We start from the raw sequence: 15,411 nt of genomic DNA, 5'->3' as shown, positions 1-15,411 counted from the left end.
CATGCTTTACACATTAAAAGCCCCCATTCTCGGTTTTGAGAGAATCATAGAGGTGGAGCTCACTAAAATTGATGATCTCTTTAGCCGCGTGAGCAGTGTGGATGGGACCATCAGCATGGTCTTAGTCAATCCCTATAAACTACGCGAATACAGCTTTAGTATCCCCAAATACATAGAATTGCTCTTAGAGCTCAATGCTAAGTCCCATGTAGAGGTGTACTGCGTGGTGGTGGTGCAAAAAAATTTAGAGGACTCGATGGTGAACTTCCTCGCTCCTTTAGTTTTCAATCCAGACAATGGCTACGCTGCCCAAATCGCCCTTTCCATCATGGACTACCCCGACTTTGGCTTTAGAGACACCTTAAAGTCTTTCGTACAAGCCAAAAGCGCGCGGTTGGGTTCTTAAATGCCATGCTAGCGATCACCGGGGGAGGCACGGGGGGGCATTTATGCATTGTCCGCTCTTTGGCACAAGAATTGCAAAACAGGGGGCACGACCTGCTCTACATCGGCAGCACTTCAGGGCAGGATAAAGCGTGGTTTGAAAACAGCTCTCTATTCAAGCAATGTTTCTTTTTAAACACCACAGGCGTTGTCAACAAGGGATTTTTTCAAAAAATCCAAGCTCTATTTAAACAACTGCGCTGTACCCAAACCGCCCGAGGCCTTTTAAAAAAGCACCACATCCAAGCTTTGATCAGCGTGGGTGGCTTTAGCGCAGGGCCGGGCTCTTTTGCGGGTATTCTCTCTAAAATTCCCCTTTATATCCATGAGCAAAACGCTGTGCAGGGGGCGTTAAACAAACTCATCGCCCCCTATGCCAAGTGCATTTTTAGCAGCTTTAAAGGTGTAGAAGACGACCCCAAGAGAGTCTACACCCCCTATCCCATCCAGCACAGCTTTTTTGAGAGCGCGCGTATCCGCACAAAGGTGCAGAGCATTTTATTTATGGGTGGCTCACAGGGGGCTAGAGCGATCAACGAGTTTGCCATTTTGTGCGCCAGAAAGTTGCTTAAGAGGGGCTTAAAAATCATCCACCAATGTGGCAAACTAGACTATGAGCGGGTCGCTGGCATGTATAAAGGTTTGGGGATTTTAGAGGAGGTGGATTTATTTGCCTTTGATTTGCAGCTTGTGGAGAAAATGCGCCAAGCGGATATCTGCGTGAGCCGGGCGGGGGCGAGTAGTGTGTGGGAGCTGTGCGCCAACAACTTGCCTACCCTCTTTGTGCCCTACCCCTTCGCCGCCAAAAATCACCAATACTACAACGCCCTAGAGTTCGCCAACGAGGGGCTCGCCCAAATTGTGGAACAAAACCACCTACACCCCGACCACCTCTTTAACTTCATTGAGTGGCTAGAAACCCCCAAACAAGAGGGTCTTGAGATCGCCAAGGTGAGCACAAGTTTGCGCCAAAAGGCCTCCAGCGATGGGGCAAGCCAAATTGTGGACCGGATTTTAGAACAGATCCAAACTCAAGCGTAGAAACTTGTCACCCCCGTGAGTTTAGAGCGGGCAATTAAAATATCTGCGATGTCCTCATCAAAGAACTCTAACACGCTAAAAAGGGCTAAAAATCCCCAATACAACACCAACGCCCACAAAGTGCCCAGCCATGGCCATAGCACGAAGGGGATAAAGATCGACACGATCCACGACTTGGCATTGAGCCACAAGAATTTATCCTTGGTGGAAATCTCTTGCAAATTGGGTACGGACACCACCAATAAAGGGGTGTCCATTAGAACAACCCCATGAACCACGAGGCTAAAGCGGGAGCTTTAAAAAAGAGCATGATGCCCAGCACCACACCCAAAATCGTAAACAAAATATCGCGCCAGCGGTCTAAATTACGCCACACATAAAAAGCAATGCCGATAAAAATCAGCATCAAAATGCCCTTAGCTGTGCTGCTCTGCAACTGGGCCTCTATGGCCTTAAAGAAATGATCTCCTCCATCGGCTTGCAAGCCCTCCAGTGCTAAAAAGATCCACAACAAACGCAAGATAACCCCCTTGTCAAAATGATTCTGTGATTTTAACCTACTTTTTTTAACCCGTTTTTAACGCCTAAAAAATCCTTTTTTGGGCTTTAATAATTGCCACTCATAGCAAATATTCTTAGTAAATTTTATTAGTTAAGTTTATACTATAAGTATAAAGTTTAGCTTTTAAATGCCCAAAATGCGGAGATTTTTAGCATTATTGTAAAAATATTGCTAATTTTTGCAAAAATCATGCTATACTCACCGAAATCCAAACGAAAGGAAACCATGGGCGTGAAAAAAGAGTGGCTCTTAGATGCCTTCATCAAAACCTATCTTTACAGCCATGCGCCCGTGGGCTCTGAAAGTTTGCGTTTAGCCTTGCAGGGTCAAGCTGTGCAAATTTCCTCTGCAACCATCCGCAACTACTTTAAGCAACTCACCAGCGAGGGAGCAATTTGCCAAAGCCACAGCAGTGGCGGTCGTATCCCCACCACCAAAGCCCTCAAAGACTATTGGCGCTCCAAATTGGATTTAAGCACCCCCCTAGAGGTGGATTTAGACAAATTGCAGGGAGCGAGCGAGTGCTACGGGATTTTTAGCATGGTGGAACGTTACCAAAGGGCGATCCTAGAGGCGGTGCATAACCACGCAGGGCAGTTTTTGATTTTAGACTTTGGCAACACACAGGCGTTGTTGCCCTACAATAAAAAGCTTGAGGGCTTTTTAAAGGATTTAATCGGACTAGAGTGCAAGGCGATCCAAGAACTGGCTTTGTCTGTGTGCGCCACAAGCCTCGCCAAAAAGATCGACCAACTCTACCAAGAAAAGCTCTACTTCGGGCTGTGCGTGCTCGGCCAACTCATCCAAAAAAGGGGGGCGCAGGGGCTCTTTAGGCAAATTTTAGAGGGGAGTTTTCTCAGGGGGCTAAAGCAGGGGCTACACTTTGAAAAAGTCCTGCCCCTAGGGTTTTTGGGCGTGGTTTGCCCCATTAAGGCGGGGGGGGAGCAGCAGCGTATGCTCTGCGTGGGGGGTTTAGAGCAGGATTTTGAGGGCTTTTATGGCGCGATTAGGAGGTTATCTATATGACAGATCGAGAGGTGAAAATGACAGATACAGCATTGGAAGTGGAAAAACTAAGAGAACAGGAAGCGGTGGACGAAGCAGAGGCAACGCGTAACGAGGCGGGCATAGCTGAAAACACAAGCGCGCCTAAAGAGTTACAGATCGACTACCAAGCGAAGTTTAAGGAGGCACAGGATTTATACCTTCGCACCCATGCCGACTTTGAGAACGCCAAGAAAAGACTAGAAAAAGACAAAGCGATGGCACTAGAATACGCTTATGAAAAGATCGCCAACGATTTACTGCCCGTGATCGATACCCTGCACGCTGCCTTAAAAAGCGCGCAGCAAGAGGGCAGCGAAGCGGTGTGTCAGGGTTTGGAACTCACCCTGCAAAAAATGCACGAAGTGCTCGCCAAGCACGGCATTGAGTGCGTGGAGTGCGGGCTTGAGTTTGACCCCAACCTACATAACGCGATCATGCAAGTGCAATCTGATGGCCAAGAAGAGGGGCAGATCGTAGAGGTGTTTCAGAAGGGGTACAAGTATAAAGAACGCTTGTTGCGCCCCGCAATGGTGAGCATTGCAAAAAATTAATTAATCTCAATACAAAGGATACAATATGGCAAAAGTGATCGGAATCGACTTAGGCACCACCAACTCCGCAATGGCGGTTTATGAAGGCAATGAGGCAAAAATCATCGCCAATAAAGAGGGCAAAAATACCACGCCTTCTATCGTGGCTTTTACGGACAAGGGTGAGATTTTAGTCGGGGAGAGCGCCAAACGACAAGCGGTTACAAACCCCGAAAAAACCATTTACTCCATTAAGCGCATTATGGGCTTGATGAGCAACGAGGACAAAGCCCAAGAGGCGAAAAAACGCCTGCCCTATAAAATCGTGGATCGCAATGGCGCGTGTGCAGTAGAAATTGCAGGCAAAATCTACACACCTCAAGAAATCTCAGCAAAAATCTTAATGAAACTCAAAGAGGACGCGGAGAGTTATTTGGGCGAACCCGTGAATGAAGCGGTGATCACCGTGCCCGCTTACTTCAACGACAGCCAAAGAAAGGCCACTAAAGAGGCGGGCACAATCGCAGGCTTAAATGTGTTGCGCATTATCAATGAGCCTACTTCTGCGGCATTGGCCTATGGTTTGGACAAAAAAGAGTCTGAAAAAATCATGGTCTATGACTTGGGTGGGGGGACTTTTGATGTAACGGTGCTTGAAACCGGGGATAATGTGGTAGAAGTGCTTGCCACAGGCGGGGATGCCTTCCTAGGTGGCGATGACTTTGACAACCGCATCATTGATTTTATCGCCAAAGAATTTGAGGTGGAAAATGGCATTGATATTAAAAAGGATATCATGGCGTTGCAACGCTTGAAGGAAGCGAGCGAAAACGCCAAAAAGGAACTCAGCTCTGCGCAAGAAACCGAGATCAACTTGCCCTTCATCACCGCTGATGCGAGTGGGCCTAAACACTTGATCAAAAAGCTCACCCGTGCGAAATTTGAAAGTCTGATCGACGACTTAATTGAGGACACCATCAAAAAGATTGATAGCGTGATCCAAGATGCAGGGCTTGGTCGCAACGACATTGCCGAAGTGGTGATGGTGGGTGGCTCTACGCGCATCCCCAAAGTGCAAGAGCGGGTGAAAAACTTCATCAACAAAGACTTGAATAAATCCGTTAATCCCGATGAAGTCGTGGCTGTGGGGGCGAGTATCCAAGCGGGCGTGCTCAAAGGCGATGTGAAAGATGTCTTATTGCTTGATGTGATCCCCTTAAGCCTTGGTATTGAAACTTTAGGTGGTGTGATGACAAAGGTCATCGAGAAGGGCACGACCATTCCGGCCAAAAAAGCCCAAGTGTTTTCTACGGCTGAGGATAACCAACCCGCCGTGTCTATTTTAGTCTTACAAGGGGAACGCGAGTTTGCTAAAGATAACAAATCTTTGGGCAAATTTGACTTGACTGGCATCGCCCCCGCACCTAGAGGCGTGCCCCAAATTGAGGTGACCTTTGACATTGATGCCAATGGGATTTTAACCGTGTCTGCTAAGGACAAGAACACCGGCAAATCCCAAGAGATCAAAATCACCGGCTCCAGCGGGCTTAGCGATAGCGAAATCGACAAAATGGTCAAAGATGCCGAGTTGCACAAAGAGGAAGATGCGCGCCGCAAAGCGGTTGTGGAAGCCAAAAACCAAGCCGAAAGCCTTGCGCACCAAACCAAGAAAAATCTAGAAGAACACAAGGCAAACTTAGAGTCTAGCGAGGTGGAAAAAATCCAAAAAGCCCTAAGCAATTTGGAAGCTACACTCAAAAACGAGGGTGCAAGCAAAGAGGAAATAGAGGCGAAAACCAAAGCCCTTGCCGAAAGCGCGCAAAAGCTCACTGAGGCAATGATGCAAAAAGAGCAAGGGGGCGTAGCCTCAAAGAAAAAAGAGGATGATGTGATCGATGTGGAGGCAGAATAAGTGTTGTGGTACTTAGGGCATCTGAAGCTTTAACATATCCTAACCCTAAAGTTGCCTAGACGCATGTACGCCCTAGAGCAAAGGGGGGTTGTGCCAAGCTAGAAAAAGGCGAGGTGCTTGGCTCATAGACAATCGTTGCAACCGCATGGACGGGTGCTTACGACCCCCTTTGGAGGGGGGAACTTATCTATCCCAAACATGCTTGGAAGCTGGACTTAAGACACCAAACTTATGTCTTGCGCTCTAAAGCCCCTAGCTTTAGCTAAGTTGGACTAAGGTTAACATTGCAATCTTATGCCAGTATCCAAATTACAATCGGGGTAAAGTCCTTGTGGTTGGAGCATCCATTTTTTGGAATAGGGAATACAAGACTCCAATGTGGAGTTGACTCAAAACCACGATCCTTGCTAAAGTTAGAATCCTCTAACTTTAGTTATGGGGAGTGCATCAAAAAAATGGAAGTAAGAAAACCCTCAAAAACCCCCCCACTACGCACAGCATAACCATAACCTCACCCTGTATGACTAAATTGCCTACAAAACCTCCTTAAACCCCCCCACAAGGGCGATAGCGTGCACTACTATACCACGCCTGTTATCCTTTTATTGTGCAAGTCTGCACACATTTTAACTGATAACCAGGTGATGACACAAACACCAAAGTGACAAGATGGCGTTAAGCACCATGTAAGGGCAGATATGCTCCATGTTTTCTACAACCACCCTGACTATCTAGCCCGCAAACCTTAGAACTTGAAGGATAAATGGATTGTTTGTGCCAACTTTGATGTGCACAGCACGCAAAGGGGCTTAGAGAGGTTGGGCTTTTGCAATATCGTAGCACTGGATTTTAAAGAGATTTGCCGACTCCAAAGCGGGATGTAATTAGCCATGCTCAAATCGGAGGGTTTTTAGGAACGATAGAGGGCTGTACCTGTATTTGGAGGCCGTGTGTTTCGCTCCAAAACTTGAGCCTGCTTTGTAGCACCTTTGTAGGGGGTGAGTGCTTTCCTTTATGCTTTGAGAATACAGTCCTGCCGAGCAAGAGGCGATTGCAGAGCACAATTTAGTGGACATTAAGGGTGCAGAAGATGTATAACCAAGGACTGGGTGTAAGCAAAGATGTTTCTAAAGCGTTCTTATTCTAAGAAAGATACTGATTTACAATGCCCAACAGATTATATAATTGGGGCTATGTGTGTGGGTTTGGCGAAGATATCCCTAAAAATGAAACCATCGGACAAATGGTACGAACAGACAGCCCAAACACCCACAATATCCAAAACGCCTACAAGCTCCCCCAAGCTGTGCATATACTGAATATTACCACAGAACAACTAGAAACTCTAAGCCAAAGTGAAAATCCCCCAAACACTGCATCATCAAAAGACAACCCATCCACCATAATTTATAGAATCACACGGATACGCCAAAGCTTTTAACCAAAACATGCTATCACAACCCCGTGTACTGCTTAGACCTCTCCCTAGTAAGCAATACAACTAGACAAGCCTCTAAGCATAAACCCTCAAAACACCAGCAACGCAACACCAACTCTAACTCAACGCACACACAATCCGTCCAAAATCTCCCACTTTAAACTCTACACCAAACCACTCTTGACAAAACGCCCCCACATGCTCTTTCAACACATCTTTTTTCAATTTACGCACATCCACTAGAGTATAGCAATCTATCACTACCAAAAGCACCAGTAACTCATCTAAATCCAACACAACCCGAACCCCTAGCTCCTCTAAACGCCCCCGGTACACCAACAAATACGCTAAAATCGCCCATAACGCCATAGGACACCACAACCCCTCAAAACGCGTCGGCTCATGCAACCAAACCAACAACGCGTTAAACTTATCCCCTCACATAAAACCATACACTCGTTCTAAAACTCCCAACGCTCCAAAGATAACTCAACACACACATCCTTATCAAAATTTAACGAACTCCACTCCAACCCATGCCTATTCCCATTATCCACCAACTCCGCTCTTTGCACCAACATGTCCGCATTAATCCTAGCCACACACAAATCACCCCAACAACCGCTCCAACTTCTTATAAAAATCGGGTTCTACCAAACTACACAAATGCGACACCGACATATACCGGCTCACACTAAACACCACCGCTCCTTAGCAACCTTAAACCCCCCAAGCAACAACAACTCGAATAAAATCTTATGGTTTTGTGATAAAAACACTTTATCGCCACTCACCTCTAAACACTTCTCTTTATAAAACCGAAACTTGTTACACGAAATGGGTGCAAACACACTCCATACCCCCTTTATTACAAACGCATGGCATATTCTTTATTTTGCTCACATAAAAGAGGAATGCGCCCCATTTCTTGCGCTACTCTACCAAAAGTCCCGCTTCCTGCAAAGGGGTCGCACACAATATCGCCTTGAAAAGAATAGTATTTCAACACCCGCGCGCACAGCTCTTCAGGGAACACGGCGGGGTGATCCTTGCTGGATTTAGGCGCAATGTACCAGCAATTTGTGCTGTCTACTTCTTCATCATTTTTAAGGGATTTATCATATCTTTTAAGATTTTTATCTAGCAAAAAAGGCGCGTTTTTGCGATAAACGAGCAAGCTTTCGGTAATGCAGTTGGGTTTGTAGCTTAGGGGTTTTTTGCTTTGCAAATAGCCGGCCACGCGGTTAGGCACAGAATACTCAGGTTTGATCCAAATGATCTCATCGAGAAAATAAAACCCACTTTGGCTTAAAATGGTGTGGAAGTCAAAATGGATCGGGTAGCGCCTGCTCTCAAACTCGCGCCCGGGGCGCTTGATGATCACGGGCGAGACATTCACCACGATGAAACGCCCGTCCTCTAAAATCCTAAAACATTGCTCTAGGGTCTCTTGCATGTGCTTTAAATACTCTTGGTAGTTAGCATAGTCGCTATACACCCTGGCGTTGTAATAGGGCGGGGAGGTGAAAATGAGTTGGATTTGTTGGTCTTGGATTTGTTGCAGGGTGAGACAGTTATCGCCCACAAGCAGGCTAGGTTGTGTGATTTGGGGGGTTGATCTCTTGGGGCTTTTGTGCTGCTGGCGGTGTTGGTGGAACTCGAGCATTTTATCCATCACTTCGTTGTTATAATGCTTTAAAATTTGATCCCTTAAAGTGGCAAAACGTGGATCGGTTTTGGCCTTGTAAAGGCAGGTGCGCAACATTTGGTAGATGACCTCCATAAAGTGCGTTTTAAAGGCTTCTTGGCTCAAAAAGGCCAAAATTTTATCGTTGTCCTGGTGCCGTCCAATGGAAGAAACGATCTCGCGTTTTAAATCAATGTCTAAATCATCTTGATTAAACAGCTCTAACAAAGTGTGCAGATTAGCATCAGACTTTTGTGCCCCTAGCTTTTTAATGGAGGCGACACTGAGGGTTGCGGATGTAAAAAGGTTCTTGGGTTTGGTTTTGGTGCTGTACATGCCCTAGTTTAATTGGTTTTGCCTGTTTTGCACTTGAATACATCGATCCACTAAAAACGATAAAAGTTCTCAGTCTCCAAGACCCTAATGCTAAATAGGTACACGCACGGTCGATCAGGGGAGGGGTTTTTGTTTTGGCGTTCTTCAACGGGTAATCAGTAGCCTAGAGCCCATCGATACCCGCCCCGCTGTGGTGGTGAAAAAATACTTCCCCACGAGCAACGCCGAGCTGAAGGAATTGGTGCAAAATGAGGAGATTTTGTTAGATGAAATAGATGTGAGCGGAGTAAAAAATTTTAGGTACATCTTTAGCAATTTAGAAAACCCCTACCTTGATGAGGAAGATGAGGAAGATGAGGACATGGATTTTAGCGGGATTGTAGCCTTGCTAGGGGCAGACCAAGCTAGGGAGATGCAAGCCAACTTGAGACGCATGCAAACGGGAGCGCAAGAGCAAGCGGCACAACTGCGCAAGTCCTCGGTGCGGAGTGGGTGCGCGTGGTTCAGCAAAGAGGAGGTCTTCACCTGCAAGGATTTTAGCGGGATTGAAACATGGGATGTGAGTCAAGCGATGCGGATGGATTGCATGTTTGCCGGGGCGATCCACTTTAATGGGGACATCTCAGGCTGGGATGTGAGTGGGGTTACAGATATGAGTGGGATGTTTGCCATTACACCGAGTTTAACCAGCCCTTAGACAAGTGGGATGTCTCTAGCGTTACGGATATGAGCCACATTTCTATGGATGCGCTGCCTTTAACCAAAAATTAGAGAGCTGGAATGTAGCTCGTGTTACAGACATGGGGGCGATGTTTCGGCTCTGCGTGGCGTTTAACCAACCCCTATTGTCGTGGGATATAAGCAGTGTTGCCGATATGGGTGGCATGTTTAATGGGTGCGTGGCGTTTAACCAAGATTTAGAAGACTGGGATGTGAGTAGCGTTACGGACATGAGTTACATGTTTAAAAATTGCGTCCAATTTAACCAAGACTTAGAGGATTGGGATACAGATAGCGTGGAGGAGGGCAAAATGGAGGAGATGTTTGAGGGCTGTGGTGCGCTAGATGAAAGGCCATCATGGCTTGAATAGGGACTTTTGAGGTGGGGGGGGGGGTTGGTGCTAAAACAACTCCTCGCTCTTTAAATCCCACACTCGCCAGTTGTCAAAGTATTTGCCCCGAAACTCGGCTTCAATGTCGAGCAATGTCCATTTTTGGCTGTCGTGCGCGCCGGTCAGGCACTCATAGACAAAACAATGGCAGTTGTACTCATGCTTTTCTGTGGGAATGCCCATTGCAGGATAATTTAAGGTTTGGCCCACAAGGCTCTTTGCCCTTTGTGCGGCATCGGCAAAGCCCACCGCTTCGCTCCCCTTGCAAGAAATATAAATACTCATCGCTTGTGTTCCACTGATGAATTCTTTAGGGCTAGAGAGCTTCACCTCACCCGAGCCTAAGAGCTCCACAATCTGTTGATCGCCAACATAAATCCCTGTGTGGGTGGTGGGGCCCACAAGACGGCAATATAAAATGCTCCCCAGTTTGGGGGTAACTTTGTCTCTAAAGACATTGTCAATGAAGGACTCGGCAAAATTTAAGGCGGCCGGCAAACCAAAGATGAGCGGTAACATAAAAATCCTTTAAGAGGGGTAAAACACCACCATTAGGGTAAAGCCCCCGGCCTTAGCTTAATTTGTCTTCCACAATGTCAATGATCGTATTGGCGACTTTGCGGGCAGTTTTATCTAAGAATTCTACGGGGGTTGTAAAGCCCACGCAAGAGCAGTTGATTTCGCCTAGAATGTATTTGTCCTTGCCATGCTCATCGGTGTCTAAAATGAAATCTGCCGTCCAAATGAGAGGCAGGTCGTAATTGCCCAGTTTGGTTTGGATATGGGGCAGTTGCCTTAAGAAATAATGCACCAGGTCATCCCATTGCTCGGGTTTGTCGTAACGGTATTTTGCCCCGCTAAAGAGAGTGGCACTAAAGGCATCCGCCCCCTCAGCGGGCTTTTTATGCACGACATAAATGGGGTGTTTATAGAGCATTAAAATGCGGATCTCGCCCTCTTTAATGCGGGGTAAGAAGGTCATATCCACGAGCATGCCATTGTCCCCGACTAGATATTTCTCACAAAAGTCCATAAATTCGCCCAGCTCTCTATGCTCCACATGGTTATCCACCGCTTCAGTGCATTTGATTTTAGCATTTAGGGGCACTTCGCTAGCTCCCGCAGGCAGAGGTCCTTCAAGTTGCACGCGCCAAATGCCCTCGCCTGTTGAGCCACGATTTTGTTTTAAAACCCGCTCACCCTTGGCTAAAGTTTTGGGGAAGGTTTTTTTTAAATCGTGTTTATCGCCCCAAGTGATGCCAATGCGTTTTGCCTCAGCGGGGTCATAGTATGCGTAGGTGTCATCGGGGACTAACTCGGTGTCGGCAAGTTTTGTGAGCGCATCCTTAGCCCCATAGCCAATCATGGCATCGGGGTGGGGCATGCCAATCACGCCATTGTCGCAGAGTTTACGCAGCAAATCAAAGTAGAGTTTTTCCTCTTTGAGATTGCCCGGATTAACGCGTGAAACATAAGCATCGGCAACTTTTTGCACATATGTATACACTTCCTTGGTTTTTTCGCTATCTTTTAACAGGGCATCGGTGAGTTGCACCACCTCAGCGTGCCAGCCCAATTTTCTAAGGTAGTCCATCATGGGCACGGTGTCGCGTCTGTGCCCGTCTCTGCCCTTGTCCGTCCCACCCACAGCCTCAAAAAACACTATATGTTTTTTCATGAAATCCTCCAAAAATGTATTGCGGCAACCCGCTGGTGTTATTGTAGCAAAGAGAAGTCATAAAACCCCCACAAAATCCCCGTTTTTGCTTGGAATAAGGTTACAAGGCTACAATAGAGACTATTGCCAACTTTAAGGAAGTGTATGTTAGTCCACCAAATGGGTGCGCTCATTGGCTCCACCCCCATTTTTAAATTCACCCACCACGACTACCCCCTGCCCAAGAACTCGTGCATTTACGCCAAATTAGAGCATTTAAATCCGGGTGGGAGTGTGAAAGACCGCCTTGCTCAGTATTTAATCACCGAGGGGCTAAAATCCGGGCACATCACTCCACAAACCACGATCATAGAACCCACCGCGGGCAACACCGGCATCGCCCTAGCCCTAGTCGCCTTAGAACATCAACTCAAAACCATCTTTGTGGTGCCCGAAAAATTTAGCCTAGAAAAGCAACAGCTCATGAAGGCCCTAGGGGCTAAGGTCATCAACACACCAAGCGATCAAGGCATTAAAGGGGCGATCGCCAAAGCCAAAGAATTAGCCCAAAACACAGAGCATAGTTACCTGCCCCTGCAATTTGAAAACCCCGCCAACCCCAAGGCCTACATCCAAAGCCTAGCCCCTGAGATTTTTAGTGAATTGGGGGATACCATCACGAGCTTTGTGGCCGGGATTGGCAGTGGGGGAACCTTTGCGGGCGTGGCGGCCTACCTCAAAGAGAAAATCGCGCATATCCGTCTTGTGGGTGTGGAGCCCGAGGGCTCGATTTTAAACGGGGGGGTAGAACACCCGCATGAGATCGAGGGCATCGGGGTGGAGTTCATCCCCCCCTTTTTTAAAGACCTAAACATTGATGGCTTTGAAACCGTCAGCGACGAAAAGGGTTTTTTTTATACAAGGGAGCTAGCCAAAAAACACGGACTACTCGTTGGCAGCTCCAGCGGGGCGGCCTTTGCTGCGGCTTTAAGGGAGGCACAAAGGCTACCAGAGGGGAGCCACATTTTAACCATTTTCCCCGACAAGGCAGACCGCTATCTGTCTAAGGGGATTTACAACGCTTAAAACACTAAAAGGAGCAACCATGCGCTTACAAACCAAATGCATCCATGGAGGGATTAGCGAGGACGCGACCACTGGGGCGGTGAGTGTGCCCATTTACCAAACCTCCACTTACCACCAAGAAAAAGTCGGGCAACACAAGGGCTATGAATACTCGCGCTCGGGCAACCCCACCCGCCATGCCTTAGAGGAATTGATCGCCACTTTAGAAGGGGGGGTAAAAGGTTTTGCCTTTGCTTCAGGGCTAGCGGGCATCCATGCCACCCTTGCACTCTTTCAAAGCGGGGATCATGTCTTGCTGGGTGATGATGTCTATGGGGGCACTTTTAGGCTTTTTAACCAAGTGATGTCTAAAACGGGGCTCACTTATACCTTAATTGATAGCAGCGACCCGGCGCAAATTAAGGCGGCCATCAAGCCTAACACCAAAGCCCTGTATTTAGAAACCCCCAGCAATCCGCTTTTAAAAATCACCGACCTACAAAAATGCGCCGCCCTCGCTAAAAAGCACAAGCTCATCACGATTGTGGATAACACCTTTGCCACCCCCTATTTGCAAAACCCTTTAAACTTGGGGGCGGACATTGTGGTACACAGCGCGACTAAGTATTTAGGCGGACATAGCGATGTGGTGGCGGGCTTGGTAACTACCAATGACCCCAAATTAGCCCAAGAAATCGGCTTTTTGCAAAACGCGATCGGGGGGGTGCTAGGGCCCCAAGATAGCTGGCTGATACAAAGGGGCATTAAGACCCTAGCCGTGCGTATGCAGGCGCATGAGAAAAACGCGATAAGTGTCGCCAAGTTTTTACAAGCCCACCCTAAAGTACAAGAGGTGCATTACCCCGGGCTAGCAAGCCACCCGCACCACGCCCTCGCCAAAACCCAAATGCGCGGCTTTGGCGGCATGCTCTCTTTCACACTCAAAGACGAGAGCAAGGCGGTGGCATTTATCGAGGGCTTGAAAGTGTTTGCCCTAGCTGAGAGTTTGGGCGGGGTGGAAAGTTTGGTGAGCGTGCCTGCCTTAATGACGCATGCTTGTATCCCCAAAGAGCAACGCTTGAAAGCGGGGGTTACCGATGGTTTGGTGCGCCTCTCAGTAGGCATTGAGGATATAGGGGATTTGATCGAAGATTTAGAGCAAGCATTGAAAGGATAGCCAATGAAAAAAGCCAATGTAGAAAGTTTTAATTTAGACCATAGAAAAGTCAAAGCCCCCTATGTGCGGCTAGCGGGGCGCAAGGTGGGTGCTGGGGGCGATGTGATTGTCAAATACGATGTGCGCTTAAAACAGCCCAACAAGGCGCATATGGACATGCCAAGTTTGCACTCTTTAGAGCATTTAGTGGCGGAGCTCATAAGAAATCACGCCGACTATGTTCTAGACTTCTCACCCATGGGCTGCCAAACTGGTTTTTATTTGATGGTGCTAAACCACGACAACCGCGCCGAGATTTTAGACTTGCTAGAAAAAACCATGCACGATGTACTGCAAGCTAAGGAAGTCCCCGCCTGCAATGAAATCCAATGCGGCTTTGCAGCCAGCCACTCTTTAGAGGGCGCACAAGGCTTAGCCAGGGAGTTTTTAGCTAAACGCGCCGAGTGGGAGGATGTGGGGGTGTGATTGGTTAGCATAAGCTCTAGCCTCCCTGTACCCTTTGGATGAGCACCCTTTTAAACTTTCTCTTGCCCTCAACGCAGGGGGTGTATTCCTTTATGGCAGCGATTTTATATCCACACTCCAACACGCCGTTTAAAATAGGATTAGTCGACACCGCAAAGGGCAGATCGTAGTTTGTGGGAATATAGCTGTGATCCACCAGCAACACCCCATCATCATCAAATCTTTTATAGCTATCGGGGATGTGCTCTAGGGGCACTAGCTTGAGCCTAGAAATATTCGCTCGATTTTTGATAGGAAAATTGGTAAAAAAATGCCCTGCAGCGCGTACTAATTGGCGTTTGGGATTCAAATACCAATACACGCTAGAAAACCCCGGCCTGACTTTATTTTTGGCAAAATAGGGAATGCAAGCTGTGCTGATGGGGAGTGTAACATTGGAGAGAATAATAAATTTCTTTTTACTTTGTATGAGGATTTGCCAATATTCAATCGCCCGTGAAAAGGGCGGGTTGGTGCACACAATATCCGCTTCCTTCTGTAAAATCCTTAAGGACTCCTTTTCTTCAAAGCCTCCGTTATAATTAGGCGGGCTGTATTGCATCTCGTGCGCCCCCTCTTTGGTAAAAATATAGCCCCGTGCGCCGGCATTAAATAAATCTTGTTTACTGCCATAATGCGTGCAGATGAGTTTTTTAAGCTTTAATCTAAAGAAGTGCTTTAAAAAATACAGCGCAAAGGCAGAGGAGTCGCTATAATCTCTATTCTCCCCGATCGCATCATCGCAATTACAAAACACGACTTTATCGCGCCATATTTTTAGGGGGTAGCAGGATAACTCTTTTTGCACATCCTCGTATCGGGTGTAAAACTCGTCGTCTTTGACCCGCATGGCCTTGTTTAAGATGTCTGCTCTTGTAAGCCCCCGCTCTTGCATGCTG

At 47.3% G+C, this 15,411-nt stretch carries 18 protein-coding genes and 1 pseudogene; 12 read left to right on the top strand and 7 right to left on the bottom strand.

Features of this window, described 5'->3' with window-relative positions; translation table 11 throughout:
• Position 1 precedes the first annotated feature (1 nt).
• Positions 2-406, top strand: a complete 405-nt coding sequence (fliW, locus tag AOG36_RS03265; RefSeq protein ID WP_015106425.1) for a flagellar assembly protein FliW — start codon at positions 2-4, stop codon at positions 404-406.
• Positions 407-411: 5 nt separating this feature from the next.
• On the top strand, positions 412-1,485 hold the full coding sequence (gene murG / locus AOG36_RS03260; RefSeq protein WP_015106424.1) for an undecaprenyldiphospho-muramoylpentapeptide beta-N-acetylglucosaminyltransferase: 1,074 nt from the start codon (positions 412-414) through the stop codon (positions 1,483-1,485).
• On the opposite strand, the gene AOG36_RS03255 is transcribed toward murG, so the two are convergent.
• Positions 1,476-1,742, bottom strand: coding sequence for a hypothetical protein (locus AOG36_RS03255; RefSeq protein ID WP_015106423.1), 267 nt, complete (start codon positions 1,740-1,742; stop codon positions 1,476-1,478). The two genes, murG and AOG36_RS03255, sit on opposite strands and share 10 nt — an antisense overlap.
• On the bottom strand, positions 1,742-2,005 hold the full coding sequence (locus AOG36_RS03250; RefSeq protein WP_015106422.1) for a TrbC/VirB2 family protein: 264 nt from the start codon (positions 2,003-2,005) through the stop codon (positions 1,742-1,744). Before AOG36_RS03250 ends, AOG36_RS03255 begins: the two co-directional genes overlap by 1 nt.
• A 267-nt stretch (positions 2,006-2,272) precedes the next feature.
• Between AOG36_RS03250 and AOG36_RS03245 the strand changes: the two genes are divergently transcribed.
• The 4 genes from AOG36_RS03245 (at position 2,273) to AOG36_RS03230 (ending at position 6,977) form a co-directional block, all read left to right on the top strand.
• Positions 2,273-3,073, top strand: a complete 801-nt coding sequence (locus AOG36_RS03245; protein WP_015106421.1) for an HrcA family transcriptional regulator — start codon at positions 2,273-2,275, stop codon at positions 3,071-3,073.
• On the top strand, positions 3,070-3,645 hold the full coding sequence (gene grpE, locus AOG36_RS03240) for a nucleotide exchange factor GrpE (protein ID WP_015106420.1): 576 nt from the start codon (positions 3,070-3,072) through the stop codon (positions 3,643-3,645). Before AOG36_RS03245 ends, grpE begins: the two co-directional genes overlap by 4 nt.
• A 25-nt stretch (positions 3,646-3,670) precedes the next feature.
• The gene (gene dnaK / locus AOG36_RS03235) at positions 3,671-5,536 is read left to right on the top strand and encodes a molecular chaperone DnaK (RefSeq protein WP_015106419.1); all 1,866 of its coding nucleotides are present in this window, start codon (positions 3,671-3,673) and stop codon (positions 5,534-5,536) included.
• 1,165 nt (positions 5,537-6,701) lie between these two features.
• Positions 6,702-6,977 (top strand): hypothetical protein, encoded by a 276-nt coding sequence (locus AOG36_RS03230; protein ID WP_015106417.1) that lies wholly within the window; start codon positions 6,702-6,704, stop codon positions 6,975-6,977.
• Between the two features lie 114 nt (positions 6,978-7,091).
• On the opposite strand, the gene AOG36_RS03225 is transcribed toward AOG36_RS03230, so the two are convergent.
• Positions 7,092-7,343 (bottom strand): hypothetical protein, encoded by a 252-nt coding sequence (locus AOG36_RS03225; protein WP_015106416.1) that lies wholly within the window; start codon positions 7,341-7,343, stop codon positions 7,092-7,094.
• Positions 7,344-7,842: 499 nt separating this feature from the next.
• Positions 7,843-8,997 carry a DNA-methyltransferase gene (locus tag AOG36_RS03220; protein ID WP_015106413.1) on the bottom strand — a complete coding sequence of 385 codons (1,155 nt, stop codon included), beginning with the start codon at positions 8,995-8,997 and terminating at the stop codon, positions 7,843-7,845.
• A gap of 196 nt (positions 8,998-9,193) precedes the next feature.
• On the opposite strand from AOG36_RS03220, the gene AOG36_RS08535 reads away from it, so the two are divergent.
• The 3 genes and pseudogenes from AOG36_RS08535 to AOG36_RS08525 all read left to right on the top strand — a co-directional run bounded on the left by AOG36_RS08535 (position 9,194) and on the right by AOG36_RS08525 (position 10,088).
• A complete protein-coding gene (locus AOG36_RS08535; RefSeq protein ID WP_129593187.1) occupies positions 9,194-9,694 on the top strand; it encodes a BspA family leucine-rich repeat surface protein in 501 nt (166 codons plus the stop codon).
• Between the two features lie 46 nt (positions 9,695-9,740).
• Positions 9,741-9,797: pseudogene (locus AOG36_RS09340) on the top strand (hypothetical protein); the annotation flags it as partial.
• Positions 9,798-9,806: 9 nt separating this feature from the next.
• Complete coding sequence (locus AOG36_RS08525; RefSeq protein WP_053825475.1) at positions 9,807-10,088, top strand: BspA family leucine-rich repeat surface protein; 282 nt, start codon at positions 9,807-9,809, stop codon at positions 10,086-10,088.
• 30 nt (positions 10,089-10,118) lie between these two features.
• Here AOG36_RS08525 and AOG36_RS03205 read toward each other — a convergent pair whose 3' ends face one another.
• Together AOG36_RS03205 and AOG36_RS03200 are read right to left on the bottom strand one after the other, a co-directional pair.
• Positions 10,119-10,628: a C40 family peptidase gene (locus AOG36_RS03205; RefSeq protein ID WP_015106410.1), complete on the bottom strand. Its 510-nt coding sequence runs from the start codon at positions 10,626-10,628 to the stop codon at positions 10,119-10,121.
• 52 nt (positions 10,629-10,680) lie between these two features.
• A complete protein-coding gene (locus AOG36_RS03200; protein ID WP_015106409.1) occupies positions 10,681-11,787 on the bottom strand; it encodes a Cj0069 family protein in 1,107 nt (368 codons plus the stop codon).
• A 144-nt stretch (positions 11,788-11,931) separates the two neighbouring features.
• On the opposite strand from AOG36_RS03200, the gene AOG36_RS03195 reads away from it, so the two are divergent.
• Genes AOG36_RS03195 through AOG36_RS03185 form a run of 3 tightly spaced genes read left to right on the top strand, consistent with a single transcriptional unit; the run spans position 11,932 to position 14,473 of the window.
• Positions 11,932-12,852, top strand: coding sequence for a PLP-dependent cysteine synthase family protein (locus tag AOG36_RS03195; protein ID WP_015106408.1), 921 nt, complete (start codon positions 11,932-11,934; stop codon positions 12,850-12,852).
• Positions 12,853-12,871: 19 nt separating this feature from the next.
• A complete protein-coding gene (locus AOG36_RS03190; protein WP_015106407.1) occupies positions 12,872-14,008 on the top strand; it encodes a cystathionine gamma-synthase in 1,137 nt (378 codons plus the stop codon).
• A 3-nt stretch (positions 14,009-14,011) separates the two neighbouring features.
• Positions 14,012-14,473 (top strand): S-ribosylhomocysteine lyase, encoded by a 462-nt coding sequence (locus AOG36_RS03185; RefSeq protein ID WP_015106406.1) that lies wholly within the window; start codon positions 14,012-14,014, stop codon positions 14,471-14,473.
• A gap of 16 nt (positions 14,474-14,489) precedes the next feature.
• Here the strand turns inward: AOG36_RS03185 and AOG36_RS03180 are convergent.
• Positions 14,490-15,411 (bottom strand): adenine-specific methyltransferase EcoRI family protein (locus AOG36_RS03180; RefSeq protein WP_053825474.1); only part of this gene is annotated, 922 nt, incomplete at its 5' end.

Origin of the sequence: Helicobacter heilmannii, from assembly GCF_001283065.1 — a bacterium.
In the GTDB taxonomy this organism is placed as follows: Bacteria; Campylobacterota; Campylobacteria; order Campylobacterales; family Helicobacteraceae; genus Helicobacter; species Helicobacter heilmannii.
The sequence above is the reverse complement of the archived record's forward strand: the minus strand, read 5'-3'. Positions and strand labels throughout refer to the sequence as shown.